Raw genomic sequence first — 26,827 nt, forward strand, 5'->3', positions numbered from 1 at the left:
GCATGACTGACGACACGTTCAGCGGAATAAACATTTTTCTCGTAACGGCACGCTCAGCTACCTTCACCGAAGCGGCTGAGCGCCTAGGGCTCTCGAAATCTGCAGTAGGCAAAGCCATAGCTCGGCTGGAGGAGCGACTCGGGACCAGCCTGTTCTACCGATCCACGCGCAAGCTGTCCCTTTCACCTGATGGCGAAGCCTACTTCGCCGTCTGGTCATCAGCGCTAGAGGAAATACGTTCAACCGAGAGCAGCTTTGGCAGTCAGTTGGGGGTTCCAGCAGGCCGGCTGAGGGTAGACATGCCCGTGGCGTTCGGCAAACAAGTGGTGCTGCCCGTATTGCTTAGCATGAGTCGCCGCTTCCCGCAGTTGCAGCTGACATTGACCTTCAGCGATCAGTTGGTGGACTTGACTGACGAGGGAATCGACTTGGCCATCCGATTCGGCAGCGTGGATAGCGTGCCGGGTCTAGTGGCGCGGCGCTTGACCTCCCACCGCTGGGTAACCTGCGCGTCCCCGGAATATCTCGACGAATTCGGTTGCCCCAAGACAATTGAGGACATGGCAGGCCACCGCGCCATAGTTGGCTATCGCCGTGGCGGCTTGTTGCCATGGAAAATGACTCAGGCCGGCCAGGCAATGAAGTATTCGCCTCCTGCGACGTACCAATTCGATGATGCCGAGGCCATGATCGCGGCGGCCGTGGCGGGACTAGGGATTTGCCAGATGCCCATCTGCCTGTTCGAACAATCTATCGCGAAAGGGGCGCTTGTGCAGGTGCTGCAGGACTATGAGCCGGAGCCTGTAGAAGTTCATGCCCTATGGTCCAAGAGCAATCATTTACGACCCAAGATTCGTTGCTTGGTTGATGAGTTGCTAAGCCTTTTCGCCGCATCGCCCAGCACTCCGTCGCCACGTTGATGGCCCACTACTGCTTAGGGTAGCCACTAACACTCTCATCAGGTTTTGACGCCTCGTTACGTCGCCTGATTCGGTATAATCCGCGGCGTGATTTCCATGCCCGAAAACCTTCCCGACCATCCTGTTTTGCTCAAGCAATTGCTCGAGCAAATGATCAATCAGCGCGCGTCTGACAAGGGCAGATTGTTGGCAGCATGGCCACGTTCATACCGAGTCAGTGCCGTCCAGCGCTTGAGGCAGTATCCAGAGCTAAGGAAGTGGCGGGCATGCTCGCCCGCGCGGCTCGGACTGAAGTCGTAAACGACTGCCTTGATCGCTGAAGATGGATAGAACCCGTGCTCTCAAATAGCTGCGGTCGCTAAAAATAGAAAACCCCTGAAACCATTAGGAGTCAGGGGTTTAGAAGTAGTGGTGCCCAGAGACGGAATCGAACCGCCGACACGGGGATTTTCAATCCCCTGCTCTACCGACTGAGCTATCTGGGCCGCAGCGAAATTAAACGTTTTTACGGCTGGGGCGTCAAGCACGAAATCAAAAAAAATCAACTAAATCCTATGCTTAGGATTTTCCGTAATGTGGAAAAGCCACGAAGCTATTGGCGCTAAATAAAGCTGATGCCTCTCTCGCAAGGTCGCGAACACGATGAACAATCGAGCCTGATCACACTCAATTGAACACCCAAAGCACACGGGTGAGCGTGTCCGTCAGGTTGGCATAACGGAAGCTTGCATGGGGTTGTAGCTGAAAACTATCGTTTGCGTAGAGCGTCACGGGATCGCCCTCATCCAGCCAGACGGTCAGCTCGCCTTCAAGCACGAAGCAGCCCTGCTCCGAACTGTCGTCCAAGTACTCTTCCCCACTGGTTGCCCCAGGCTCAAGACGGCTGTCAAGCATGGAGAAGCCGCCCGCTATCGTGGGCGAGACCAGGACATCGGTAATACCACCTCCGAAATACAGCGTACGACGCTCATGCGGACGCGTTACCCAACTAAGGTCACGGGGCTTGTTCAGGTTGTAAAAATAGGCTGTTGATACACCGAGTGTTTCGCTGATAGCCGTCAGGTCTGCCACTGTTGGGCGCGACACACCCCGTTCAACCTGGGAAAGAAAGCCAACCGATCGGCCAATGCGTTGAGCCAGCTCGCCCAGCGTCAGCCCTTTGAATTTGCGCAAGTCGCGAATAAGTATCGCCAGGCCTTCAACTTCTTCGTGCATTTTCATCATTAAACCCATCGATCAAAAAGTGCATGCGCTGCAAAGCCCTTGCTCAACGCCTCAAAAAACCGACAACACGAATGCTTGCGCCTTATTTTCCAGGACACGGTTCACATACGCGTCAATCAACACCGGAGCTGCCGAGATTTTTGTGAAACGTGAGGGTAGAGAGGACAAGGCCAATCGCTCCCAAAGCGCTGCGCAGAGGTCGGCCAGGCAAGATGTCAGTATCGCAATCAGCAGGCTGTGAAGCGAGTTTGTGGGCCATGGTTAAGCGCAGCTGTAAAATTATTTAGTTATTTTCATGAAAAAATACATGAATAATTTCACAAATCAAGCGCATCACGAAACTCAGCCGCAGCGTGGAGCGGTGCACGTTGTCGCTAGCGGGGCAAAACCCTGACGATGTACCAGGGCAAGTCAAGACCAAGGGCTCTGAAGGGTGATTCATTTCAGCGACTGAGCGCAAAGCGAGCAGCTCGGCATGAGTCTGCAGACTGTCAGCAGAATCATGCCGAGGTGCTATGTCTTAATGGATAGCCTGATAGGTCAGGTCCAGGCACTTGCGAGCCTTTTCCACCAATTCGTCGATCTCTTCAATGCTGATCACCAGCGGCGGTGCAATGATCATGGTGTCGCCCACCGCGCGCATGATCAGGCCGTTGTCGAAACAGTGCTGGCGGCAAATCATGCCGACACCCTTGCCTTCGTAACGCGCCCGCGTGGCCTTATCCTTCACCAACTCGATGGCACCGAGCATGCCCAGGCCGCGCACTTCGCCCACCAGCGGGTGGTCAGCCAGCTCACGCAGGCGCTTTTGCAGATACGGCGCGGTCACTTCGCGAACCTGCTCGATAATCTTCTCTTCTCGCAGGATACGCAGGTTTTCCAGGCCCACCGCCGCCGCTACCGGGTGGCCGGAATAGGTGAAGCCGTGGTTGAAGTCCCCTCCTTCGCTGATCACCTTGGCCACTTCGTCACGCACGATCACACCGCCCATGGGGATGTAACCGGACGTGAGGCCCTTGGCGATGGTCATCAGGTCGGGCTTGAGGCCGTAGTAGTCAGAACCAAACCACTGACCGGTACGGCCAAAGCCGCAGATCACTTCGTCGGCGACAAAGAGGATGTCGTACTTGGCGAGGATTTCCTTGATCTTCGGCCAGTAGGTCTGCGGCGGGATAATCACGCCGCCGGCGCCCTGGATCGGCTCGGCGATAAAGGCGGCGACATTGTTCTCGCCGACTTCGAGAATCTTCTTCTCCAACTGCTCGGCCGCCCACACGCCGAACTCGGCTTCGGTCATGTCGCCGCCTTCGCCGAACCAGTACGGTTGCGGGATATGCACGATATCCGGGATCAGGCCGCCCTGCTGGTGCATGCCAGCCATGCCGCCCAGGCCCGCGCCAGCCACGGTGGAGCCGTGGTAGCCGTTGATGCGGCCAATGATGACCTTCTTGTCCTTCTTGCCCTTGATCGCCCAGTAATGGCGAACCAGGCGTAATACGGTGTCGTTGCCTTCGGAGCCGGAGCCAGTGAAAAACACATGGCTCATACCTTGCGGGGCCACATCGGCAATCGCCTTGGCCAGCTCCAGCGCTGGCGGGTGCGCGGTCTGGAAGAACAGGTTGTAGTACGGCAGTTCCTTCATCTGCCGGCTGGCCACTTCAGCCAGTTCGTCACGACCGTAGCCGACTGCCACGCACCACAGGCCAGCCATGCCATCGAGAATCTTGTTGCCTTCGCTGTCCCACAGGTACACGCCCTTCGCCGAGGTGATGATGCGTGGGCCTTTCTCTGCAAGTTGTTTGACATCGCTGAAGGGTGCCAGATGATGATCACGGCTCATCGCTTGCCAGGCAAGCGTTTGCGAATTCTTTCCACTCATCTACTTCTCTCCATCAAAAATACGCAGCCGGGCTGCGGGGGCACTTTTTTTATATTGAGAACGTCCAGTATTCAGGCGGACTTCAGCATCAGTTGGCGCAGTACCGAGCGTTGCCGACAGGCTTTTCCAAACGACTGGAAAATCGTTAGGTAATGCGGGTTTTCAAGCACCTGAAACTCTGGATGCCATTGAACGGCCAGGGCAAAACCCTTGCTGTTTTCAACCGAGATCGCTTCCACCAGTCCATCGGGTGCGCGTGCTTCCACCCTTAGCCCAGGCGCCAGTGCATCAATGCCCTGGCCATGTATGGAATTGACATCGATGATCGGCGGCAAGCCCATGCGGTCCATCACGCCGCCCGGCTGTATATGCATCTTGTGGCGTGGGCCATATTGCTTTTCCATGGGCTCACCCTTGACCTCACGATGGTCCATGAACAAACCGGTCTCATGAACTTTCTGGTGGAGGGTGCCTCCCAGCGCCACATTCATTTCCTGAAAGCCACGGCAAATACCGAGCACCGGAACACCCGCCGCGATGGCCGCACGCATGAGCGGCAAGGTCGTGGCATCACGCGCGGGGTCGTGATGGCTGCCCGGCGCACTGGCCGGGCCGTTGTAATGGAACGGTTCTATATTGGACGGCGAGCCGGTGAAGATCAGCCCATCCACCAGGTCAATGATGTCGGCGGTATCTATCAGGTCAGCGAGACTGGGAATCACGATCGGCAAACCGCATGCCGCCTTGCTCGCAGCACGGGCATACTTCTCACTGATGGTCTGGGTAGCATGCAGCTCAATTTCGCTGGTGCATGCAGTGATGCCGATAACTGGCACACGTGGCATATCATTCTCCGGCAAATCAATCTTTCGAGTTGTATTCAAACGTGTGGGTAGAGCGTGCGGCGTAACGAGAGCATCAGGACTTACAAAAACCAGCGATATTCGCGCGCATTGATTTCGTTCAGAAAATCCAGTTGCTCCTGGCGCTTGTTTTCGCAGTAGACCATCACGAACTCACTGCCCAGCCCTTCATTGATCACCGGATGGTGACGCATGGCAGCCACTGCGCTCAGCGCGTCCTTGGGGAAGTCGATGCCGCTCTGGCGATTTTCGTTCAGCGGCGCAATGGGTTCGACGCCGCGATCCAGGCCGTGCTCCATCCCCGTCAGGATGGCCGCCAGTACCAGGTACGGGTTGGCATCGGCCCCGGCCAGCCGGTGTTCGATACGCAGGTTGCGCGGGTCGGACTCGGGAATGCGAATGCACGCATCTCGGTCTTCAAAGCCCCAGCTTGCGAGGCTTGCAGCGTTGACCATCGCGCCGTAGCGGCGATAGGCATTGTGGTTGGGCGCGAAGATCGGCATGCAATGGGGCAGCAATTCCAGGCAACCCGCCACCGCATGGCGCAGGTTGCGCTGCTCGAAGCGTGCCAGGAGGTTGTTTCCAGCCTCGTCGTACAGGCTGACATGCACATGCATCCCGCTACCCGGGGCGTCCAGGTAAGGCTTGCTCATGAAGCTGGCGCGATAGCCGTGTTTCATCGCAACGCCGCGGGTACTGCGACAGAACAGCGCCGACCAGTCCGCCGCACTCAGGGCATCATCACTGTGGGAGAAGTTGATTTCGAATTGGCCAGGGCCCAGTTCCGCCGTGATGACGTTCGCCGGCACGCCCTGCTCGTTGGCGACATCGACCATCTCGTGCAGTACCGACGAAAAACGCGACAGTCGTTCGATATGCATGTTCGGCTGGTCGTCTTCATCATCGGTCGACGTATCGCGTGGGAACTGTGGCAGGCCGTCCTTAAGCTTGCGATCGAACAGGTAGAACTCAAGTTCGAAGGCAACCACCGGGCGCACGCCACGTCGGGCAAGGCGTTCGATCACACGGGCCAGCACTTCACGGGGCTCGAACTCGATAGGCTTCGAGGTGCCGTCCGAAGTGATCAGCATCTGCGCGATCACGTCCTTTTCCCAGCGCACCGGTTTCAACGTACCCGGCACCAGGCGCCGTGATGCATCCGGGTCGCCATCGGCAAAGCAATAGTCGCCAATATTGTACAGGCCGCCCTGGGTACCCAGCAGTACACAGTTCTGAGGCAACTTCAGGGGTGCCCCCGCTGCGACTTTCTCAAGCATATCCATGGGGTAGCGCTTGCCATAGAAGTGCCCGGGAATATCCAGCGCAATCAAGTCCACGTAACGTACTTCAGGGTACTTCGCTCGAAAAGAGCGCACTTCAGTCAGCAGATCCGGAAAGATGGCACTCATCTTCTTTTCCTTGTGAGGTGAACGAATTCAATTGAATACCCAGAACACGCGGGTGAGGTTGTCCGTCAGGTTGGCGTAACGGAAATGCGTGTGGGGTTGCAGCTGGAAGCTGTCGTTTGCATGGAGTGTCACGGGGTCGGCGTCTTCCAGCCAAACCGTCAGTTCGCCTTCGAGCACGAAACAGCCCTGCTCCGAGCGGTCGCAAAGGTACTGATCGCCACTGGTGGCACCCGGCTCAAGACGGCTGTCGAGCATGGAGAAGCTGCCAGTAATACGAGGCGAGGCCAGTACATCGGTAATACCTGAGCCGAGGTACAGTGTGCGCCGCTCATGGGGGCGAGTAACCCAAGTGATGCCACGGGGCTTACTCAGGTTGTAAAAGTACGCGGTCGATACACCGAGTGTTTCGCTGATAGCCGTGAGGTCCGCCACGGTCGGGCGCGACACCCCCTGTTCAACCTTGGAAAGAAAGTCATCCGAACGATCGACACGTTCAGCCAATTCGCCCAGTGTCAGGTTCTTGAATGTGCGCAGATCGTGGATAAAGATCGCCAGGCCTTCGACTTCTTCGTGCATATTCATTGTTCAGGAGCATGCCGTGAAAATATTTGAGTTATTTTTCATGAAAAAATACATGAAAAATTTCACAGGTCAAGTCGAACGCTGAATTTGGCTGCGCCATTGGTCAAGGCAGGTGCACACGCAGCAGCAAGCGCTGGGTGAAATCCAGCGCCAGCTACTCAGGTCATAGGGTTTGATTCAAACGAAGGGGACGGAGCAAAAGCTCACGCTGAAGAGGCAGGCCAAGCGGTCGCTGCGTCCTGGAAACGTCATTTTCTAGCGTCTGTCACGGGGCATCAAAGCAGCCTATAAATCTCGGAAACCACGTGCATCGTTGCGTCTTCGAGCGTTCCTTCATTACGGCATAGAAACCAGCCGTGATCGGCAATCGCTCGCTCGAACGCCTTGGTACACGCGACCTGCTCTTCCTGGGTATGGAGCAGCGTACTGCTCAGCCCACGCGACCGTGCCGCTGCCCTCGCCCATGAGATATCAGGGGCGGTGACAACCCCGACATGCAGGTCTGGCACTCGCACGTTTCGCTCAATGTTCAACTGCAGAATCTCTGCAAACGGGACTATCCGGCGAAACGCGGCATCCGACGGGTACCAGCGATCGATCAAGATGATGCTGTCCGGTGGCTGTTTAACCAGCACGTGCTGGGAAATCCAGGTACGGCTATCAGCAAAGCGCTCACAAACCCCCAACTCCAAATCCCGGCTGGGATTCCTGACGAGCGTGTTAACGAGGGCCATCGTTTCACCCCTGTAGGGATCGCTTTTTTTCTCGCAAAGTCGGATCACCTTCTTGTTGTCGGCCCTCAGTACTTTCGTAACGGCCTCCAACAGTGTGGTTTTGCCGGTCCCCTTGGGCCCATCCAGAGAAATAAATAACTGACGATTCATTCTTCACATAACGAGTGATATACGTCTTTTCCAAGACTCGAATCGCACAATAGCATTTTGCTTCCTTGACCATTGGATATAAGCAGTGAGGGCTGTCAGGTAAAACACTGCGATCGGGCGCAGCTTTGCCCAAGGGAAGTCATCTAGCCCGCGCGATCTGGTGTATAGGCTAACACCCTGCTGTTTTACCCTCTTGACCAAACAGTGCCTTTCCAAAAATTCGATTTGCTCACCCTTGATCAGCACAGCTCTGTTTTCTGATGCTCAACACGTCCAGCGATAAAAACGAAGCCATACTTTCGTTTTCATGGAATATCCAGCTTAAATCGTAAAAACGAAGCTATGGCTTAGTTTTCCTTGACTTCATGGGTTTCGCCCACATAATCGCAGTCATAGCTTCGTTTTTACTGACAGCCAGACAGGTTGACCACACCATGAGCGCGCTCGTACAGATCCATACCCCTGATGACTTGGGGAAGGCGGTACGCAAGGTTCGAAAGGCCCAAGGCATCACTCAGTCAGATCTGGCATTGATCGCTGGGAAGAGTCACGTATTGCTGAGAGATATCGAGACAGGAAAAGGCACTGTCTCTCTGGCCAGCGTTCTGCTCGTGATGCAGGAGTTAGGCATACGCCTCTACATGGATATACCCGGAAAATGAGAACACTCGAGGTTGTCATCAATGCGAATCACGTCGCGACGTTGAGAGACACCGCAGGCGTCTGGAGCCTTGAATACACCCCTGAATGGATTGCCAGCGCCGACGGTTACGACCTGTCTCCCGCCCTTGCAAGAGCAAAGGGCGTGATCGTTGATGGTTCTTCAGAGCGCCCTGTTCAATGGTTCTTCGACAACCTGCTACCTGAGGAGCAGGCGCGCTCATTGCTGGCCAGCGATGCAAAAATCGAATTTTCGGATGCCTTTGGCCTGCTTGGCTATTACGGGGCCGAGTCCGCCGGCGCAGTGACGTTGCTCAACGACCCATACTTGCCAGCGGAGGGTGGGCTCAGACCGCTCCCCGATACAGAACTCAGCGAAAGGATTCGCAATCTACCACGCGTTGCGTTGACCACCGGCGCCCCGAAGCGCATGTCGCTGGCCGGCGCACAGCACAAACTGGCTGTCGTGCTGGAAAATGGCAGCCTGTTCGAGCCTATGGGCAGCACCCCTTCAACCCATATCCTCAAGCCTGATCACTCTCAGCGCGATCTGTATGACGCAACTGCCGTCAACGAGTGGTTTGTGATGAGCATTGCCCAGGAAGTAAAGCTGGGCGTTCCGGCCGTGTACATTCGTCGTGTGCCTGAACCGGTGTACCTGATTGAGCGGTTTGACCGCCAACGGGTAAACAATCGGCTAGAGCGGGAACACGTGTTGGATGCCTGCCAGATGCTGGGGTTGGATAAAAGCTTCAAGTATCAGCAGGCGACGCCTGAAACGTTGCGAAAAATCCTGGGCCTCGTGCGGAACGTTGCGCAGACGCGGATACAGTTGTTCAAGTGGTTGGTCTTCAACATCCTGGTTGGCAACAATGATGCCCACCTGAAAAATCTCTCATTTTTCGTGCGTGCGGACTCCTACTACCTTGCCCCTCACTACGACCTCTTGTGCACGGTGGTCTATGGCGAGTCCGCAGCACCGTGGCTAGAGGCCGAGCTGGTGTGGAAGCCAGAGGGTATTCGTACGCATGCGGAGGTCACCAGGGCCAGTGTTATCAGCCTGGGTGAAGCCATTGGCGTGAACAAAGCCCTGGCAACCAAGATCATCAATGAACTGGCCGAAGGTGTGAGCAACGCGGCCAGCGCAATTCTGAACGAATACGCTCATGCAATGAATGCCGGTGAGAGCAGGCTTGTCAGGCGAATCGTGCATGGTGTGATCGCTGACATGGTGCGACAGCTGAAGGATTGATCGGGATATCTGTGAAACCAATTGCAATAGCTACCATTAGACATTGCACATCCTTGCCGACGGCGATGCATTGCAGCTCGGCAAAGGTACGGACGTACACGTAGCTGTCGTTCACCTTATAACCTGAGGGCGGAGTCAGGCATGCTGTATTTTCAGGAAATGCTGGGCACCGCCGTGTTTGCCATTACCGGGGTGTTGGCGATCCATAAGGTTGGTGTCGATTTGTTTGGGGCCGTGGTCCTGGGCATCATCACGGCAATTGGGGGTGGCACCCTTAGAGACCTGTTGCTCGATCAACCGATATTCTGGATCGCAGATTTCAACTACATCTGGGTTGCCTTGTTCGCAGCGCTGCTGGCTTTTTTTCTCACCAAGCGACTGCAACGACGCTATCGTCTATTGCTCTACCTTGATGGCTTGGCGGCTGCCCTCTTTGGGTTGGTCGCTACCGAGAAAGTGCTGGGACTGAATCTTGCTGCGCCGCTGGCGGTGATGATGGGCCTGTTGACCAGTATTGGAGGTGGTATCGCGCGTGATGTTCTGGCCGCAAGGCCCTCGCTGCTGATGTCACGTGAGATCTACGCCACGCCGATCCTGTTTGGGTGCAGCCTTTATGTTCTGTTGCGCAGTGCATTTCCGTCGATCTGGATTGCCGGTTGGGTAGCCTTGATATTCACCTCGGGCTTGAGGTTTCTCGCCATTTACAAGGAACTGCAAATGCCCGCGATTTTCTCCACCAAGCAAGGGTAAGGACTGGCCCAAGGTCGTGACCGCTCACACGTAATGTGCGGCCTTTCTCGAGATCCGGCGTCGACTCCAGTACTTGCGAAACTCTTCAAGCCCGATCAGCGCCAGCACGAACGGTATTAACAACAGCCACACCTGCCAGGAAACCGGGCTGGTTCCCAGCAACTGGTTGCCCCAAGGGGTATAGGCGAACACCAGGATCAGCAAGACCTCGAGCATGACACCCCAGGTTATCAAGCGGTTCCCCCGCAGCCCTGTTTGCAGGCAAGACCGGCTTGCGCTACGGCACATGAAGACATTGACGATCTGCAACACAACGATTGCGACCATGCTGGCTGTGGTTCCCTGCAAGTAGAGCGCATCGCTGGAAGGCAGTGCCTGCCCCCACGTCCACCCTCCCCGCGTCAGCACAAAAAAGAACGCTGCCAATGTGCCAAGCGCTTCAACAAGCCCGAGAACCAGATAGCCTCGTAACGCCAAGGCCAGATTGAACAGACGTTGCTTGGGAGGGCGTGGTGGCCTGCGCATGATATCCGCGTCCGCCCGCTCTACCCCAAGCCCCAGCGCGGTCAATGAGTCGGTCCCCATGTCGATGGCCAGCATCTGCAGCGGCGTGATTGCCAGCGGAACCCTGGCAAGTGCGAAACACAGATAGGGGATCAGCTCAGCCATGTTGTGGGCCAGGATATAGGTCAGGAACTTGCGGATGTTGTCGAAGACTGCCCGGCCTTCAGCGATGGCGGAAACGATGCTCGCAAAGTTGTCGTCCAGCAGCACCATATCGGCCGCTTCCCTGGCGACGTCGGTTCCCGATACACCCATGGCGATACCGACATGCGCATGCTTGAGCGCCGGCGCATCGTTAACCCCATCCCCCGTGACGGCAACGATCTCGCCCTTGCCTTCAAGCGCCGTGACAATACGTAGCTTCTGATCCGCCGAAATACGGGCACAGATGATTTGCGGTGCATCGAGCGCCAGCAGTAGCTGGGTATGCGACAGGTTCGTGATCTGCTCGCCACTGAGCACCAGCGGCGATGCAATGGTCACCAGGCCAATCTGCCGGGCAATGGCAACAGCGGTGTGAGGATGATCACCCGTGACCATGATGGTTTTGATGCCGGCCTGCCGACAGGCCATGATTGCCGCAGGCACCTCTGGCCTCGGTGGGTCCTGCAGGCCTGCGAGCCCTGCCAGTATCAAGCCTCGCTCACACGGTTCCTGCCCAGGTGGCAACCATCGCCAGGCCAGCGCCAGGACACGCAACCCTCGATCGGCCATGCGTTCTTGCGCGTTGAGAATGTTCGCCCTCGGCTCGCACGAAAGCGGTGCTGGGCGCTGCAAATGCCAGGTCGAATCGCACAGCGGCAGCAGTTTTTCCAATGCCCCTTTGCACAGCAACACCCGCCCTTCGGGGAGGTCATAAATCACCGACATACACATGCGAACGGCGTCGAAAGGCAGCTCGTCGATACGCTGTGCCCCATTCCACGGGGCGATCTGTGGCGCGGCCATGTGCATCAGCGCTTGCTCCATCGGGTCGCCACAGTACGTCGCGGTTTCACCCTGCCCGACAAGGCGCACGTTATGGCAAAGCCCGGCAACCCAGAAAAACGGCAGGTTCGCCTCGCACAATGCCGGTGACAAGCCCTGCTCGACGTCAGGGTACTCACTGCCGTCCAGCCATAGGGTTTGTACGGTCATGCGGTTTTGCGTCAGTGTCCCGGTCTTGTCGGTACAGATCACCGTCACAGAGCCCAACGCCTCCACACAAGGCAAATGTCGAATCAGTACCTGCTGGCGAGCCATGCGCTGAGTCGCCAGCACCAGCGCCAACGTCAGCGTCGGCAAGAGCCCTTCAGGTACCATCGCCACAATCAGGCCGATGGCGAAGATCAAGTCTTCCCAGAACGGAACGCCAAACAGGTTGCCCAGAAAGAAAAACAGCACGCTGATGCCCAATGAAAGTGCCAGGATGCTTCGGCTTAGGCGGATGATCTGAAGACGCAACGGCGACATCTGATCACCGCTGACTTGAGTCAGGTGCGCAATTCGCCCGAATTCGGTGTGGAGCCCCGTGGCAAATACCACGGCAGTGCCTTTACCGGACGTGATGGACGTACCAGCCAGCACAATGTTGCGGGCGTGCAGCCGGTCTTCACTGTCGCTGGCAGATGCATCGCGCAGTTCGGCAGTGGCTTCGCCGGTGATCGTGGCGTTGTTGACCCGCATGCCAGAGGCTTCGATCAGCCGACCATCCGCAGGGACACTGTCGCCTTCCGCTAACAGCATCAGGTCCCCGGGCACCAGATCATCAATCATGATCGCTTGAACGGTTCCATCACGTTGTACCTGCACCTGCTGTGGCAACAACTTGACCAAGGCGCTTAAAGCCTTTTCGATGCGGTACTCCTGCCAGTATGAGAACACCCCGCTAATCAGGATGACGGCAACGATAGCCACGCCAAGGCGCCCCATGCCCTCACCGGGTACCTGCCATTCAACGGCAAAGGCCAGCAGTGCGGCAATCCAGAGCACAACGGAGAACAGTTGCGTGAACTCTGCGAGCAATGCCCACAAGCGGTTTCGGCGCTTGGCCGGTGCCACGTGGTTTGGCCCGAACTGCTGCAAGCGCCGCTGTGCCTCGCCAGAAGACAACCCCTGGGCCGTGGTGTGGAGGCTGGCCAGGGCATCGGTAACCGACTGCTGATGTATGTTCATGTGCGTGCCATTGGTGCCGAAAAGGAATGGACCGTTTCAATCACCCCATCAACAGCAAGTTAAGCTCAGGCAGAACTTGAGTTCAGGAATCCCTTGAGCGCCTTCAGCGAGCGGGTGTTGAGCACGTCATGTTTTTCCAGCCAGGCACGGCGTGCCTGTGCGACCCCATACTGCAAATAGGCAAAGTCGGCGCTGCGGTGGGCATCCGAGTTGATGCTGATGAGCACACCTTCATCCTTGGCGTACCGGCACTGCAGGTCCAGCAGGTCCATGCGTTGGGGCTGTGCATTGAGCTCAAGGCAGCAACCGCGCTGGCGAGCAGCCTTGATGATTGCGGGCAAATCCAGGTTCAGCGGGTCGCGCTGGTTGATGAGTCGGCATGACGGGTGCGCCAGCATCGTGAAATAGCGATGATCCATGGCCCGTAACAAGCGTTGGGTCTGCTGGCGCAGTGTCAGGAGAAAATGACTGTGTACTGCGCCAACCACCACGTCCAGCCGGCCCAAGATGTCATCCGGCAGGTCCAGGCTGCCGTCTTCGAGAATGTCCACCTCGATGCCCTTGAGCAGGGTAATGCCCTTCAGACGGGCATTTAGCGCATCAATCTGATCGATCTGCTTGAGCAACCTGTCGACATCCAGGCCATGGGCGACCCTGAGGGATCTCGAATGCTCGGTGATCGCCAGGTACTCCAACCCGGCCTGTTGTGCGGCCAACGCCATCACTTCCAGGCTGTGACTTCCGTCCGAAGCATCGGTGTGGGCATGCAAATCGCCTTTAAGGTCGCCCAACTCAATCAGCTTGGGCAAGGTGCCCGCTTGTGCCGCCGCAATCTCGCCGCGATCCTCACGCAGTTCAGGTGTCATCCATTCCAGCCCCAGCGCCTGATAGACAGCGCGTTCAGTGGCGCTGGCCACGCATTTTCTTGCGCTGAATACGCCGTACTCACTGAGTTTGAGACCTTGCTTTTGGGCCAGCTGGCGGATCGCAATGTTATGCGCCTTGCTGCCAGTGAAATACACCAGTGCTGCGCCATAGGCAGCTGGTTCGACCACACGCAGATCCACTTGCATACCGGTGCCCAGCACCACGCTGGCACGCGTGCGCCCGCGCACCAGCACAGTGGAGACGTCCTGATGCTTGAGCAAATGTGCGGTGACGTCCACCGACCGCGCAGCGGCAACCAGAATATCGATGTCCCCGACCGTATCGCGCATGCGTCGAACGCTGCCGGCAACCGTGGCAACCTCAACACCCGGGAGCTGTTTCAGGTAATCGGCAAGGCGACTGGCCACGGGAGCCACAACGGCCAGCGGCAGCCTGTGGTCCCTGCCGATCCCCTTCTGTGCCGCCTGCAGCAGCCGGGCCTCCATCTTTTCACCGAAGCCGGGCACATGACGAATGAGCCCCTCTTTGGCGGCATGGCACAGTTGCTGAACGGATTCGATACCCAGGTCGTGATAGAGGTGTTTGATTCGTCTGGGCCCCAAGCCGGCGATGGAAAGCAGTTCGACCAAGCCCGCAGGCAATGCGGTACAGAGCCGTTGGCGTAGCGCACAGTCGCCGGTGGTGACGATTTCATTGATTTTGCCCGCAAGATCAACGCCGATACCGCTGAGTTTAGGAAGCGGTTCCCCTCGTGCAATCAGCTCTGCCAGCTCGAAGGTCAAGGCCCTCAAGGTCCTTGCTGCATTGCGGTAGGCCCGAATACGGAAGGGATTGGCGTCCTCGATTTCCAACAGATTGGCGATATCTTCAAAGACGGCGGCGATCTGATCATTTCCGACCAACTGCCCGGCCGTGGCCGAAGAAGGCAAAACGGGTGCCGGCTCTTGAAGAGGTGCCACGGTCAGCTTCATAGCGCAATCGACTCGATGGACGTCATCAGATCAGCATTGCCGATCCCGCCACCCTGTCATTGATATACATCAGACATCGCCTGAATGTCGGTTCAAATTCACCCCCTGAAAATGTCGAACGGCTCGATTCTGAGCACCTTGCGTATCCCGACATAACTGGAGGCTGCGGCAATCAGCAGCACCAGGCCGAAGGCCAACCCCAGGTTCCAGAATGTGATGATCGCGGCATAATTGGGCAGATAGGTGCGTACCGTGACGATCATCAACGTGACCAGGCCGACACCTAGACCGTACCCCGTGAGGGCTGTGAAGGTCGCCATGAAGAGGATCATGTAGATCAGCTCGCGGCCTTTGGCGCCAATAGCCTTGAGGGCTGCAAACTTGTCCAGGTTTTCCAGAATGAAGGTGTAAAACGTTTGCCCCGAGATGGATAGCCCGACCAGGAAACTGATGATGGTCATCGTCAGTATGTTGGTGCCAACCCCGGTCTGATAAATGTAGTACTCGGTGATGCGCTGATTGAACTCTTCCCTGGTCAAGGCGAGATAACCCAACTGGGCAACCTGCAGTTTGATGGCGGCTTGTGCGGCCTCGTTCCTGGGCTCCAGCAGAATGTAAGACACCGTAAAGCGGGTGGTCGGGATGTATTCGATGGCGCGTCGGTAGGTGGTGTAGAGCGTCGGTACACCGGTCAATCCGCTGGTCAGCACCTTGGCGATGCCGACGATGGTGCCGCGGTGGTCATTGAGCTCGAAGGCGGTGCCGATCCCGGGGCTCTCCAGTTTCGAATATTCAGTATCGCGAACGACGATAAATGCGTTGTCAGCGTAGATGTCTTCGATAGCCCCCTGTTCAAGCTCTGGGCGACCGAACAGGCTGGTGTCGTCCAGGCCCACCACACTCACCGCTTGATAGGTGCCACTGGCTAACCTGACTTGCGCCCCGCCAATGAATACAGGCACTGCATAGCGCACCTGCTCCATGCTGCGTACAGCATCGAGCAGGTAATCCGGCAGCGGAATGACACTGGTCGGCGTATTCACGGCCGGGTCCATGATCCACATCGCTGCACCGATATTGGTCACCGTCGAGTAGGCGCGGTTCAGAATGCCGGCGAACATTGCAGTCATCTGCATCATCAGGAACACCGAGAACGTAATCCCGACCAGCAAAGCCGAAAACTTGGCCTTGTCGTTCACCAGCAGTTTGAAGCCGATTTTCAGGATGCCTGAGTACTTCATGGCATTTGCCTGCTATCGGCGCTTGGGGGTGCATTCCACCAGCCGCCCCCAAGCGCGGCGAACAGCCCGACGGTGTCCTGGTGCCGCTGAGCCAGTGCTTGCAGATAGGCAATATTGATCTGCTGAAGCTGGACGTCGGCCACCAGCAGGTCCAGATAAGTCACCAGGCCGGATCGGTAGTTGGCTTGCAGCAAGCGCAGCGCCTCCTCAGCGCTGGCCTGCGCCTGCGCCTGTTTCAGAAGGACCTGCGCATCGAACTCCAACGCCTTGAGGGCATCGGCCACCTGGGCGAAAGACTCAAGCACGGTCTGTCGGTAATTCGCCGCCGCTTGCTGATAAGCATCAATCGCGGCTTGACGACCAAACCACAGGCTCCCCCCCTGAAACAACGGGATGTCGATCGAGGGGCCGATGCTCCAGAACCTCCCGGCACCCGAAAACAGTGAGCCCAGGCTCGAGCCTGCCGTCCCATAGGTCCCGGTCAGGCTGAAACTGGGAAACATCGCCGCCGTTGCTACGCCGATGTTGGCACTGGCGCGGTGTAGCTGCGCTTCAGCGGACAAGATATCCGGTCGCTGCCTCACCAGTTGCGAAGGCAGGCTGACCGGCAAATCGGTGGGCAGTGAAAGCGCTGTCAGTTCGATCACGGGGACGCGCACCTCCGTCGGCGCGACGCCTTCGAGGGTGGCCAACAGATGTTCGGACTGGCTGATTTTCTGCTCAAGTGCCGGCAGTAAAGCCTCGTTCGTGGCAATCAGGCTGCGTAGGCTGAGGCTGTCCGAATAAGGCGCCGTACCGCTACGTACCTGCACCTCAATGGTCTGTAACTGTTGCTTTTGCAGCCCGATCAACTGCTCGGTTGTGCGCAGTTGTGCTGCATAGCCCGCCCGTGCAATGGCTGTATTGACGACATTGGCGGTCAGGGCGAGGTAGGCCGCGCGGGTCAACCAGGTTTGGTGGTCGACTTCTGCCTGCAGCCCCTCCACGGTGCGGCGCGCGCCCCCAAAGATATCGAGCGTATAGCTGATCGTTCCACTCAGGGTGACAACATTGAACGTCGACCCTGCACTGTTCAGCCCTGGCTGTACCGGAGAACTACGCTCACGGGTCGCACCAGCACGCGCATCAAGCTGCGGATAGAAAACGCCATGACCGGCCATGAGTGTATTCTGGCTTTGCCGCAGGCTGGCCTCGGCAGCCTGCAGGGTCTGGTTGTTGGCGATTGCCTGGCGGACCACCGAGTTCAGAGCGTCAGACTTGAACAGTCGCCACCAGTCGAACGCAACGTCAGCACCCGGCGAAAAATGTTGCGTCTGGCCCTGCGCAGGGAGGGTGGCCGCTACCGGATTACGCACATAGGCGGTCTGCGGCGGCGCTGCCGGGCGTGAAAAATCAGGGCCTACCGTGCAGGCACTCATCAACATCAGCACGAGCATGGACAGCGCCCGGGCCTGTGGCCACGAAGGTCGATAGACGCTGAACAGGTCCATCATTTGTGCCCTATGAAGACATCCACCAACTGCCCCGGATACACCATCGGGAGGTCTTTTTTCTCGAACCGGAAAAGCACCGGCAACACCCTGAGGTCGACTTTCTCCTGCCGCTGATTGGACAACTGGATTTTCGGCGACACATACGGCTGTACACGGACAAATTCCAGCGGCACCTTGATGTCCGAGCCATGAATCAGCATCTGTGCCTGGATATGTTCAGGCGCGGGCAAGCGGGTAATCAGGATCTCGTCCACATAGCAGCGTACCGCCAGGTGCGTCTGTTCAGCCCCCATCACCAGCAGCGGACTGAATTGCTGGGTGTACGGATCATAAGCGCCCTGAGGCGATACATAACTGCCCACCGTGGTATTGATAGCCAGCACCACGCCATCCACCGGCGCCATGATCGCGTACTGCGCCAGCGATGCCTGCGAGGCCTTGAGCGCAGCCTGTGCCTGAGCAGCGTTATTTTTTGCAGTGTCCAGCGTGTCTTTGCTGATGGACTTGGGATCAATCTGGTATGAAGCCACGCGCTTGAGGTACTGATCCTGGGCGGTTCGCAGGTTGGCCTGGGCCAATTCAACGTTTGCCCTGGGCACTGCATCATCGATGCTCACCAAAGGCATGCCGCGGGTGACCACCTGCCCCTCGTGCACCAAGACGTGAGTGACCGGCCCGGAAACCTGCGGATAAATCACGATGTTGGAGCCACCGGACTGCTCGCTTTCGATGATGCCATTGGCATAAATGGCGGTTTCATAGGGGCTACTCGCCGGGGCGAAGGCTGGCGGCAAGGCATGGGGCGTACGCCCGAACAGATACGCAGCAACCAGGCCGGCCAGTACGCCGATGATCGCCAGCACAAACAGCACCCGGTTCTTCATGATGAAGTCCAGTCAGGTTCGCTGATACGGCCGTCCTCCATGTGGATGATTCGGTCGGCGTACTCGTTGATCCGCACATCGTGAGTGACGATCAGGATGCAACGCTGCTTGTTGAGGATCTTAGACTTTACAAAGGCAATGATCATCTTGCCCGTGTCGCCATCAAGAGAGGCAGTGGGCTCATCGAGAATCAGTATCTGCGGGCTGCCGATGATCGCACGGGCAATCGCCACACGCTGTTGTTCGCCGCCGGAGAGCTTGAGCGGCAGCACATCACCACGGTCCTTCAGGCCTACCACTTCCAGGCTCTGCTTCGCCTGCGAGATGGCCGCGTCCCAGTCACAATGCTTGAGAATCAAAGGAATCGCGACGTTCTCGGCAGCGGTCAAGCGCGCAAAAAGATGGTAGTCCTGAAACACGAACCCAATGCTATTGAGGCGTAACGCTGCCAATTGATCATTGTTCAAGGCCCAGATATCACATCCATTGATATGCACGGTTCCGGCGTCAGGCCTCAGGATGCCCGAGATCATGCTCAGGAGCGTGGTCTTGCCGCTACCGGATGGGCCGACGATGAATACCATTTCGCCAAACTGAGCAACCAGCGAGACCTGGTCGACCGCTTTCATCCGTGCGTCGCCCTCCCCGAACCATTTGGTCAGGCCGCGCGAGACGATCGCTGGATGCGGGGCCGCAGCCGTTTGATCTGAACTCATGGGCACTCACTTGGCTTTATCGCCAGAACACTGCACGGAGCCTGATGCAGCAGGTACTCGGCAGTGCTGCCCAAGCGTTTGTTCAAACCGCTGTGCTGCACCGTTCCCATGACGATCACGTCAGTCTGATGATCAACTGCAAACGCACAGATACTCGGCAAGGGTGTGCCCTCGATAAAGTGGCAGCGATCCGCTGGAACGCCATTGCGTTCGATCAGGGCCGAAAACGCTTCGTGCTGGGCCTCTGACAACGCTTCGCAGATACCGGTGGCCAGCGGCAATGCGCCGCCCCCCATATCCATGGCATACACCGCGGCCCAGTCATACACATGGACCAGGTCGAGCTGTGCGTTGCATTGTTCGGCCAGCTTCACGGCTGCGGCGATGATCTGGTCGTTGAAAACCAGGTCCTGCGCTTCACTGCGTAATACATCGACGATCGCCAGCACGTTGCGCGGCCTTGGGTGGAGGGCATTGGTGACCAGATGCACGGGCGCCGGACAATCGCGCAACAACCGCCAATCCAGTGGCGTAAAGAAGATCCGTTTCAACACCGACTCCTCCTGGGCATCCTTGATGATCAGCGCCAAGGGCATCTCATTGACGAAGTGCAGGATTTCCTCATAGGGGTCTTGAACCCAGACCACCTCACTGGTCACCTCGATCCGGTGCTTTCTCGCCTGCGCGGCTTGCTCCTCAAGCCATTGCCGATGGCTCTCCAGGTAGCCGTCACGGGCTTGCCGGATTTGCTCGGGGGCAAAAAAACCGGCCACCGCCAAGGCTTCGAGGTAATCGAATGCCACGATATGCAAAGGTAGTTGCATCGCCTGAGCCAAGGCCGTTGCGCGTTCAAACGCAGGCGTACGGGTCATTGATGACGAGGCAATCAGGAGCAAACGCTGGGTCTGGGACATGAGGCACCTCGGCGCGGGGCCATTTCAATGCGAGAACGACCACTCAAGGTTGAGCGCTTCGGGCGCGGACGACTTGATTTTTATCAGTTCGAGGCAAGTCGTTTACGTTGAAGTCCGTTTCGAAGGGGGAATGCAGTGGGCAGGTCACGGGGGCGCCGCGCCAAAGGCCTGGAAATCGCTTTTTTAACGACTGAATTTGCCCGTCGAATAATCTCGAACTACAGTTTCAACGCGCCATCGCTCGTGTTTCAGGAGTCTTGTCTTTCACACATCCCGCAATAGCCAGTCAGTGCAGAATGGAGTTCTCATATGGCAATCAGCGCTATCGTCAATGCTGTCTTCAACATCGACAGCAAAACCTACACCGCGTCCCTCAACATCCCGAGTTCCGCCCCCACCAAGGACGCACCTTTCCAGTTCAGCGTGATCTCGCAGGCTCCGACGCCCGATGGAGGTAAAGCACCGGCTCCGCAGACACTGCTCGAGGTCGCCGTAGGCAGTACCAACCAGGTGTTCGTTGCCGTTTCACCGCCCATGGATGTGATTTCCGGTGCCATCGGCAGTGATGTGGTTCAAGACCTGAATGTTGTCGTGTCGGAAGGCACCTACAACCGCGAGAAGCATACCTTCAGCTAAGCAGCGCTCGAGTGTGCGACGGGGTGTTCCTGACCACCTCGCCGCATCGAAGCCTATCGTCTGCGGGAGGGCCCTTCGCCCATGGATATCCGCATCTCGGCCCAGTTCGGCTGGTCAGAAATTTTTGGTGGAAAATTCAATAGCCAAAGCACCTGCGAACTGGACTTATCGCGGCAATACAGTCTGATCTACGCCGATCTGGCAACTCCTGGCGGCACCGGGCTCGACGTTTTCTCGTTATTGAATGATGCGTTCGACACGCAACTGCCCACAGGAAAGATCCTGGTGCAGGATGCCGGCTTTTTCACCTTCAGCCATTTTGGCGATGGCGCGCCACCGAGCGGTACGACGCTGCTCAATGTATTCCCTCAGACGCCGGTCCCCATGAGCGTGGCTGAAACGACTCTGTCCATGGACAGCACCTGTGGCTTCTGGCTCACGGTGCGACTCAAGGACATCGAGTTGTTCGACAGCTTGATCCAGATCGGTTATGACACCTCAGCAGGCGCCGGAGACACGCTCTCGCTGTCCGCACTATTGGCCAGCGGCACATCTGCAGGCTCTGCCGTAAAGCAGGCCGTCTATGAGGTGGCCCTGCCGAACTTCAAGTTGTTCGGCATGTTCGGTTTCGAGAACATCAAGGTGGGCTACCAGTTCACCACGGCCAGGCGACTGAGCATCAGCGGAAACCTGACCGTGACGGTGTTCAGCAACGACTATGCCTTCTCCGGTGCGCTGATTTCCGATGACGCAAAGAAAACCGTAACGGCCTGCCTGCAGGCGGCGCAACTTGATGCCACGATACCCTCGCTGTTCGGGGGGGCCATGACCGGCATCTCGTTCTCAAACCTTGTGTTCGGCGCCTATGTCCAGTATGGCGATGCCTCGGCACAGAAGCATTTTCAGGTGCAAGGTTCGGTGAAGGTGGGATCGGCTCAACTCACCGGGCAGATCTACCTGCAAAACGGCACGCCTCAGGTGGCAAGCGTCAAGGTCGACCAGACCCTATCAATCGGCGATCTGTTCAGACAGTGCCTGGGTATCAAGCAGCCGCCCACCTCGCTGATAGACATCACCTTCAAGGCCGGCAGCCAACTCTATTACTGCGCAACCGCAGGCTCCGCGCCGCTGAGCCTGAATACGTTCGCCTGCCCGGCGTCGGGAGGGACAGGCGTGGTGCCCGTCGCACCACCGGCCAGCAGCATTCCGTACCTGCCCGGTTTCAATATTCAGGCTGTTTTTGACCTGACGCTCGTCAGCACCCTCGAAGTGATCGGTAATATTCAGATTGCCAAGGATGGCATCACCGCGTCCATTGCCCTGACCAAACCCATCGACATCTATATTCTGACCATCGCTGCACCGAAGGCGACCAGCGCCACAGGCGGGCCGACGCTGTACATTTCCACGGTCGGCGATAAAGCGTCCATGGGGTTCGCCGGCAGTCTGTGGTTCATGCAAGCGTCATTTGGCGTCGATATCACCGTGGCGGCAAGCAAGAACCAAAGCGGCAACCTGCAGATCGATGGAACGCTCACCGCCCTCTCCGATTACGCCCCCTTCCTGCCCAAGAACACGTCATTGGGGGTGCGCTACAGCAAGGATGGCGGGTTCCAGATTACCCACTGGCCAAACTTTGAATACCTGACCAAGGCCATCGACTTCATCAAGACCCTGCAGAAGCTGTCAAGTGAAGGCAAGCCAGGCTGCGGCCAACTGGCAGATTTCGCTTTCAATACGCTGCTCAAGTCCAGCTTCACCATCAGCGTGTCGTTCAGTACGCAGAGTAACGGCGTAAGCTTGCAACTTGACGGCAATTACACCCTTTCGATCGCCGACACCTCCCTCACTGCTGTGGCGATCCCCTTTCCCGGCATCGTTTCGATCCCCCTGCCCAACACTGCCAAGCTCTCTGAACTAGGCGCTTACATCGATAAAGCGCTTGAACAAGCGGCAGAGTCGTTCGTGCAGGGGCTACTCAAAAACAGCGAAGCCATTGCCACGCTGATCGCCCTGACAGCCGGCAAGGCGGCCGCCTCCTACGCTGCCACACTGGCGTGCCAACATCTGATCGAAGGTGCGGCCGCCGACGCAGTAGCGAGCACCGCAGCAGCGGCACTGGCGGCTGCCGAAGCCGCTGCCGCCGGTGCGGCGGGTGCTGCCGCCGCCGTAGCCGGTACGGTAACGGCTGTCGTGGCGATCCTGAACGGTACTGGTACCGGCACTGGCACTGGCACTCAGAGTGCTCCTACCCATCCCGCCGTCAATATCAACAACACGGTAGTGACACTGACGTGGGGCGGAGGCCAGGGTAACAGTGGCTACCATGCGCAACTGCTCGACAGTGCCGCAAAAGTTCTGCTCGACCAGCCCGGGCTGGCCATCGAGGCACGCCAGACCACTTTCGAGTTCGCCTCCAGTTGGCCTACCGGCACCTACAAGGCCCAGGTGCAGGGCACCAATGCGTCATCCGCCAGCGCCTGGGTTGAGGCGCCGTTTCAGCGCCTGCCGACACCCGCGGACCTGGCCGCTCATCCCGACGGCAGCCTCACGCCCCCGAACACCGGCGTAACCTTGACCTGGACGGCTGTGCAGAATGCCCTGTCATACGTGCTTTCCAGTACCCATGCAGGCAGCACCTGGACGCCCGGATCAAACGCTCCAGCCGACGACGCCGGGGCAGGCGCCGCCCACTCGCTGCAATGTGTTGTTCGATACGGTCGCGCCGGCTGGCGACTTCAGCTTCACCCTTGTCGCCCACGGCAACTCTGCCACGGTGCCCAGCCTGCCGACCGAGGCTCTGGTGCTGACTCGCCTCGGCACGCCGGAGAACCTTCAGGCAACAAGCACAGGCGTCACCGCGACCCTTCGTTGGCAGCCAGTCACCGGTGCCTCCGGCTATCAAGCGCTGATCACCGACGCAGACAGCGCCCTCCAGGTCAGCCTACTGAACGCGAGCACCCAGGGCGACAACCTGATTGCGTTACTGACGCTCAAGGGTGCCCCTGGAACGTCGCTCGTCTACCAATTGGCCGTGCAGGCGCTACCCGTTGCGGGTCAGTTGAATGTCATTGCCGGGGCACCTTCGAACGCGGTAAACGTTACGATCACAGCGTTTTCGAGCGCCGCCGACATGGCCAAGGCCCTTATCGCCGAAGCAGTCGAGGGGGGGCGATGCGGCCAATTGCTGCTAGACGCGTTCCCGAACCTGAGCCTGGACACCCTGGCCAGCGCCATGGCCCAAGCCGGTTATGCAGCCGCCGACACCAGCAAAGGACTGCTCCGCGCCTGGCCAGACACACCGCCGGCTGCGTTGGCGGCGGCGTTGACCCGGGCCTATCCGGACCCGGTTCAAATCGCGCGGGATATGCGCCGTCAGGGAGCCCCTGGCACGGATTGCGCTCAGGCCCTGATCAAGGCGTACCCTGTCCTGACCGCCAAGGAGATGGCAAGCGCCATGGCGCAAGCCGGGTATCTGGCCGATGACACGTCAAGCGGATTGAAGGCGGCCTTCCCTGCCCTGTCGCCTCTGGAGATGTCCGTCGCGCTAGTGAGTGCTTATCACTGAGGCAAAGAGCATGCGGTCACGCAAAGTGTGCTGATCGCCCCAAGGTCGGGTGGCATTCGACCGCCCTGTACAAACGCACGACCTGCATTATCACTACAAAGGAGCGTCACCATGATGATGGACGTACAACACATAGTCAGCCTCTTGGCCCCCTTGAAGCAGCAGGGCATGAGCCCGCTTCAGGCGGTGAATGCCCTGCTGTCGCAAGCATCGGCGGGCGACGGTTCGGTTGCGTTGGTAGTGCCCCATGAGGCGATCATCGCCAGCAGTGAAGCCGTGGCACGCGCCCTGACCCAGGTATTCGTGCCACTGAACCCTGCAGAACTGGCCATGATCCTGCATGAAAGCTACCCCGCACTGTCGGCCCTCGACATTGGCAACGTCATCCTTGCCGCCGAGGTTTTTCCAGACACGCCGGCAGCAGTGATGTTAAGCGCCCTGACCGGCGCCGGGTTCGATGCGAACACCGCAGCCGATGCCGTGAATGTGCTTTACCCCATCACAGTCTCGGTGCAATCCAATCAGCCCTGGCAAGCCACCGGGTTGCATGTCACAGGTCGCCAGGACACACAAATCAGCGCACAGGGCTCATGGACCGCCAACCCCGCAACCGGCATGGTGGGCCCCGCTGGCAACCGCGCATTCATCGCCAAACCCGGGTATACCCTGCCCGGTGCACCGGAAGGTGCGTTGGTCGCCAGGATTGGCGACAATGCGCCTTTCCTGGTAGGCACCCTGGGCCAGGCACCGGTCGGGCAGTCCGGGCAGATGCACCTGTGTATCAATGATGACGTCAATGGGATCTATGGCGCTGGGCTGAAGGATAACCACGGGACACTAGAGGTACATATCGTTACCCAACCCAGCTAGTACACAGCCACCAGGCAGCCGTTGCAGATAATCGGGCGGCTGTCTGGCAAACACCCGAGTGGGCTGATCGGGAGCCTGTGCGGTCATTCTGTGCCTGAGCGTTCCCGCTCGCCATAGAGCAAGGTTATGTTGACTCTTTTGTCAGCATAACCCGGTCGGAATCTGATCGGCGCCGTCGCATGAAACAGGTCCGAGTTGAAGATGATTGCCCGGTTACAGCGATACGGTATGACCACAGGCTTCGCACCTGCGTCTCTCAAAAAGGCCGAGATCCTGTCCCCTTGTCGGTTGTAGGCCTCGAAATCCCAATCCATTGGTGCTTCCACGTCATAGATCAGCAGCCCACCAGACGCCTGGTCCAGATTCGCCTCATCTGGCGTAATCCAGAAGTTCACGTTCACCGCTGCAAAATCCGCATGAGGGTGCGTTGCAGGTTGGTCATGCCGGTACTTGAACCCCCACATCTGCAACAGCGGATGCCGGCGACCAATCACATTCGGGAATGCCTGCTGGATCTCTTCGGCAATCTGCAACAACAACGGGCAATTGAAGCCGTCCCTGAAGAACGCGCCCAGGCGGTCATAGGCATACCTGTTGGCATGCCAGACGGTGGATTCCAGGCAGAACGTCTGCAACTCCGAGAGTGCTTTCGGCGTCAGGAAATCATCGATTACCACGATACCCAGCGTGCTTGCCAGATAGGCCTTCTCAGCGTCCAGGTTTACCCCAGTGCGCGACAACGCGTTTTCAGGCAGCCTCGCCGCCGGATAATGATGAACGATGCGCCCGTAAGTGCTCTTCATGTGCACAGCGTCACCCACGCGCTGCCTCAACGCAGCGTCGTTTTCGTCAAAACACTGAACCGCCTGGCCATAGCAGTCGATGATGCCATCGAAGACCTCGCCCAGCAGGCCGTGACTGCGCAAATACCGGTACTGTTCTAGGTCATGCTGCAGCTTGCCCTTCGATAACCTTGGCTCGGGTATCGTTACCAGGGGCGGATGGGCTGGCATCGGGTGATAAACACTGGCCCGGGTGACTGCGGCATACCGGGTCGCCCAGTAGCCCGCATCGACGAGATCGTTGGCCTTCAATGCCGTGCTGATCAGGTTGTCCAGTATTTCCGGGTCATGCGGGTAGCGCTCGACCAGCACCCGCCACATTGCCCTTGCTTCGTCGAACTTGCCAATGTGGACATACAAATGGGCGAGCAGGTAGGCAAGGTTCGCACGCGCCAGTTCAAACCCGGGGTCACGTTGCAAAGCCGTCTTGTAGCTGGCCAAAGCTTCTTCATTCCTGCCTTGCGCCTGCAGAACCCAGCCCAGGTTGTTATGAGCCATAGGCCAGTCTGGCTGCTGTTTCGCAACAGCCCTGAAACAGACCTCGGCATCCTCGTAGCGACGAGAGAGGCACAGCCGGTGCCCCTCTTCGATCTGTGCGAGCCCGTCACCGGCTGCAGGCTGCTCATGCGCAGCCCGACCAGTACCCACCGCTGTGCCATAGCG

Annotated in this window: 21 protein-coding genes and 1 tRNA gene; 7 read left to right on the forward strand and 15 right to left on the reverse strand. The window is 58.0% G+C overall.

All coding sequences use genetic code 11. The annotated features are described in order from the left end of the window. Positions 1-2 precede the first annotated feature (2 nt). Entirely contained in the window at positions 3-920 is a 918-nt protein-coding gene (locus ACZ9H3_RS04420; protein ID WP_476219817.1) for a LysR family transcriptional regulator, read from the forward strand. Between the two features lie 409 nt (positions 921-1,329). Here ACZ9H3_RS04420 and ACZ9H3_RS04425 read toward each other — a convergent pair. From ACZ9H3_RS04425 to ACZ9H3_RS04455, 7 genes are all read right to left on the reverse strand, one after another. Beyond that, positions 1,330-1,405: transfer RNA gene (locus ACZ9H3_RS04425), tRNA-Phe, on the reverse strand. A gap of 181 nt (positions 1,406-1,586) precedes the next feature. Continuing rightward, entirely contained in the window at positions 1,587-2,141 is a 555-nt protein-coding gene (locus tag ACZ9H3_RS04430; protein WP_099776672.1) for a helix-turn-helix domain-containing protein, read from the reverse strand. Positions 2,142-2,664: 523 nt separating this feature from the next. Beyond that, positions 2,665-4,023 (reverse strand): aspartate aminotransferase family protein, encoded by a 1,359-nt coding sequence (locus tag ACZ9H3_RS04435; protein ID WP_476219820.1) that lies wholly within the window; start codon positions 4,021-4,023, stop codon positions 2,665-2,667. Between the two features lie 71 nt (positions 4,024-4,094). Next, positions 4,095-4,868, reverse strand: coding sequence for a gamma-glutamyl-gamma-aminobutyrate hydrolase family protein (locus ACZ9H3_RS04440; RefSeq protein ID WP_409277207.1), 774 nt, complete (start codon positions 4,866-4,868; stop codon positions 4,095-4,097). Positions 4,869-4,948: 80 nt separating this feature from the next. Continuing rightward, complete coding sequence (locus ACZ9H3_RS04445) at positions 4,949-6,295, reverse strand: glutamine synthetase family protein (RefSeq protein ID WP_454241572.1); 1,347 nt, start codon at positions 6,293-6,295, stop codon at positions 4,949-4,951. 27 nt (positions 6,296-6,322) lie between these two features. Beyond that, positions 6,323-6,877 (reverse strand): helix-turn-helix domain-containing protein, encoded by a 555-nt coding sequence (locus ACZ9H3_RS04450; protein ID WP_476219822.1) that lies wholly within the window; start codon positions 6,875-6,877, stop codon positions 6,323-6,325. A 275-nt stretch (positions 6,878-7,152) separates the two neighbouring features. Then, entirely contained in the window at positions 7,153-7,761 is a 609-nt protein-coding gene (locus tag ACZ9H3_RS04455; RefSeq protein ID WP_409277238.1) for a dTMP kinase, read from the reverse strand. A 434-nt stretch (positions 7,762-8,195) separates the two neighbouring features. Between ACZ9H3_RS04455 and ACZ9H3_RS04460 the strand changes: the two genes are divergently transcribed. The 3 genes from ACZ9H3_RS04460 to ACZ9H3_RS04470 all read left to right on the forward strand — a co-directional run bounded on the left by ACZ9H3_RS04460 (position 8,196) and on the right by ACZ9H3_RS04470 (position 10,423). Then, a complete protein-coding gene (locus tag ACZ9H3_RS04460; RefSeq protein ID WP_065761721.1) occupies positions 8,196-8,423 on the forward strand; it encodes a helix-turn-helix domain-containing protein in 228 nt (75 codons plus the stop codon). Beyond that, on the forward strand, positions 8,420-9,673 hold the full coding sequence (locus tag ACZ9H3_RS04465) for a HipA domain-containing protein (protein ID WP_476219825.1): 1,254 nt from the start codon (positions 8,420-8,422) through the stop codon (positions 9,671-9,673). Before ACZ9H3_RS04460 ends, ACZ9H3_RS04465 begins: the two co-directional genes overlap by 4 nt. 141 nt (positions 9,674-9,814) lie before the next feature. Next, entirely contained in the window at positions 9,815-10,423 is a 609-nt protein-coding gene (locus ACZ9H3_RS04470; RefSeq protein ID WP_476219827.1) for a trimeric intracellular cation channel family protein, read from the forward strand. Between the two features lie 24 nt (positions 10,424-10,447). Here ACZ9H3_RS04470 and ACZ9H3_RS04475 read toward each other — a convergent pair whose 3' ends face one another. The 7 genes from ACZ9H3_RS04475 to ACZ9H3_RS04505 form a co-directional block, all read right to left on the reverse strand. Next, the gene (locus ACZ9H3_RS04475; protein ID WP_476219829.1) at positions 10,448-13,141 is read right to left on the reverse strand and encodes a cation-translocating P-type ATPase; all 2,694 of its coding nucleotides are present in this window, start codon (positions 13,139-13,141) and stop codon (positions 10,448-10,450) included. 65 nt (positions 13,142-13,206) lie between these two features. Continuing rightward, positions 13,207-14,988 (reverse strand): DNA polymerase/3'-5' exonuclease PolX, encoded by a 1,782-nt coding sequence (gene polX, locus ACZ9H3_RS04480; protein ID WP_476219831.1) that lies wholly within the window; start codon positions 14,986-14,988, stop codon positions 13,207-13,209. 110 nt (positions 14,989-15,098) lie between these two features. After that, a complete protein-coding gene (locus ACZ9H3_RS04485) occupies positions 15,099-16,241 on the reverse strand; it encodes an ABC transporter permease (protein WP_454241580.1) in 1,143 nt (380 codons plus the stop codon). After that, positions 16,238-17,731, reverse strand: a complete 1,494-nt coding sequence (locus tag ACZ9H3_RS04490) for an efflux transporter outer membrane subunit (RefSeq protein ID WP_476219834.1) — start codon at positions 17,729-17,731, stop codon at positions 16,238-16,240. Before ACZ9H3_RS04490 ends, ACZ9H3_RS04485 begins: the two co-directional genes overlap by 4 nt. Further along, a complete protein-coding gene (locus ACZ9H3_RS04495) occupies positions 17,731-18,618 on the reverse strand; it encodes an efflux RND transporter periplasmic adaptor subunit (RefSeq protein ID WP_476219836.1) in 888 nt (295 codons plus the stop codon). Before ACZ9H3_RS04495 ends, ACZ9H3_RS04490 begins: the two co-directional genes overlap by 1 nt. Beyond that, positions 18,615-19,334 carry an ABC transporter ATP-binding protein gene (locus ACZ9H3_RS04500; protein WP_476219838.1) on the reverse strand — a complete coding sequence of 240 codons (720 nt, stop codon included), beginning with the start codon at positions 19,332-19,334 and terminating at the stop codon, positions 18,615-18,617. Before ACZ9H3_RS04500 ends, ACZ9H3_RS04495 begins: the two co-directional genes overlap by 4 nt. Beyond that, positions 19,331-20,248, reverse strand: a complete 918-nt coding sequence (locus ACZ9H3_RS04505; protein ID WP_476219840.1) for a universal stress protein — start codon at positions 20,246-20,248, stop codon at positions 19,331-19,333. The genes ACZ9H3_RS04500 and ACZ9H3_RS04505 overlap by 4 nt, the downstream gene beginning before the upstream one ends. 309 nt (positions 20,249-20,557) lie before the next feature. Between ACZ9H3_RS04505 and ACZ9H3_RS04510 the strand changes: the two genes are divergently transcribed. The 3 genes from ACZ9H3_RS04510 (at position 20,558) to ACZ9H3_RS04520 (ending at position 25,322) form a co-directional block, all read left to right on the forward strand. After that, entirely contained in the window at positions 20,558-20,884 is a 327-nt protein-coding gene (locus ACZ9H3_RS04510; protein WP_065761036.1) for a hypothetical protein, read from the forward strand. A gap of 81 nt (positions 20,885-20,965) precedes the next feature. Then, positions 20,966-24,370, forward strand: a complete 3,405-nt coding sequence (locus ACZ9H3_RS04515; protein WP_476219842.1) for a hypothetical protein — start codon at positions 20,966-20,968, stop codon at positions 24,368-24,370. A gap of 193 nt (positions 24,371-24,563) precedes the next feature. Then, a complete protein-coding gene (locus tag ACZ9H3_RS04520) occupies positions 24,564-25,322 on the forward strand; it encodes a hypothetical protein (protein WP_476219844.1) in 759 nt (252 codons plus the stop codon). Positions 25,323-25,405: 83 nt separating this feature from the next. Here ACZ9H3_RS04520 and ACZ9H3_RS04525 read toward each other — a convergent pair whose 3' ends face one another. Then, positions 25,406-26,812 (reverse strand): tetratricopeptide repeat protein, encoded by a 1,407-nt coding sequence (locus tag ACZ9H3_RS04525; protein ID WP_476219846.1) that lies wholly within the window; start codon positions 26,810-26,812, stop codon positions 25,406-25,408. Positions 26,813-26,827: the final 15 nt, after the last annotated feature.

It is taken from the genome of Pseudomonas sp. TE3910, from assembly GCF_056279025.1.

Coding starts and splice junctions, on each gene's coding strand:
- ACZ9H3_RS04520 (WP_476219844.1), top strand. CDS start 24,564: ATGATGATGGACGTACAACACATAGTCAGCCTCTTGGCCCCCTTGAAG.
- ACZ9H3_RS04505 (WP_476219840.1), bottom strand. CDS start 20,248: ATGTCCCAGACCCAGCGTTTGCTCCTGATTGCCTCGTCATCAATGACC.
- ACZ9H3_RS04470 (WP_476219827.1), top strand. CDS start 9,815: ATGCTGTATTTTCAGGAAATGCTGGGCACCGCCGTGTTTGCCATTACC.
- ACZ9H3_RS04475 (WP_476219829.1), bottom strand. CDS start 13,141: ATGAACATACATCAGCAGTCGGTTACCGATGCCCTGGCCAGCCTCCAC.
- ACZ9H3_RS04420 (WP_476219817.1), top strand. CDS start 3: ATGACTGACGACACGTTCAGCGGAATAAACATTTTTCTCGTAACGGCA.
- ACZ9H3_RS04495 (WP_476219836.1), bottom strand. CDS start 18,618: ATGAAGAACCGGGTGCTGTTTGTGCTGGCGATCATCGGCGTACTGGCC.
- ACZ9H3_RS04435 (WP_476219820.1), bottom strand. CDS start 4,023: ATGAGTGGAAAGAATTCGCAAACGCTTGCCTGGCAAGCGATGAGCCGT.
- ACZ9H3_RS04460 (WP_065761721.1), top strand. CDS start 8,196: ATGAGCGCGCTCGTACAGATCCATACCCCTGATGACTTGGGGAAGGCG.
- ACZ9H3_RS04430 (WP_099776672.1), bottom strand. CDS start 2,141: ATGAAAATGCACGAAGAAGTTGAAGGCCTGGCGATACTTATTCGCGAC.
- ACZ9H3_RS04440 (WP_409277207.1), bottom strand. CDS start 4,868: ATGCCACGTGTGCCAGTTATCGGCATCACTGCATGCACCAGCGAAATT.
- ACZ9H3_RS04450 (WP_476219822.1), bottom strand. CDS start 6,877: ATGAATATGCACGAAGAAGTCGAAGGCCTGGCGATCTTTATCCACGAT.
- ACZ9H3_RS04515 (WP_476219842.1), top strand. CDS start 20,966: ATGGATATCCGCATCTCGGCCCAGTTCGGCTGGTCAGAAATTTTTGGT.
- ACZ9H3_RS04485 (WP_454241580.1), bottom strand. CDS start 16,241: ATGAAGTACTCAGGCATCCTGAAAATCGGCTTCAAACTGCTGGTGAAC.
- ACZ9H3_RS04490 (WP_476219834.1), bottom strand. CDS start 17,731: ATGGACCTGTTCAGCGTCTATCGACCTTCGTGGCCACAGGCCCGGGCG.
- ACZ9H3_RS04465 (WP_476219825.1), top strand. CDS start 8,420: ATGAGAACACTCGAGGTTGTCATCAATGCGAATCACGTCGCGACGTTG.
- ACZ9H3_RS04510 (WP_065761036.1), top strand. CDS start 20,558: ATGGCAATCAGCGCTATCGTCAATGCTGTCTTCAACATCGACAGCAAA.
- ACZ9H3_RS04500 (WP_476219838.1), bottom strand. CDS start 19,334: ATGAGTTCAGATCAAACGGCTGCGGCCCCGCATCCAGCGATCGTCTCG.
- ACZ9H3_RS04455 (WP_409277238.1), bottom strand. CDS start 7,761: ATGAATCGTCAGTTATTTATTTCTCTGGATGGGCCCAAGGGGACCGGC.
- ACZ9H3_RS04445 (WP_454241572.1), bottom strand. CDS start 6,295: ATGAGTGCCATCTTTCCGGATCTGCTGACTGAAGTGCGCTCTTTTCGA.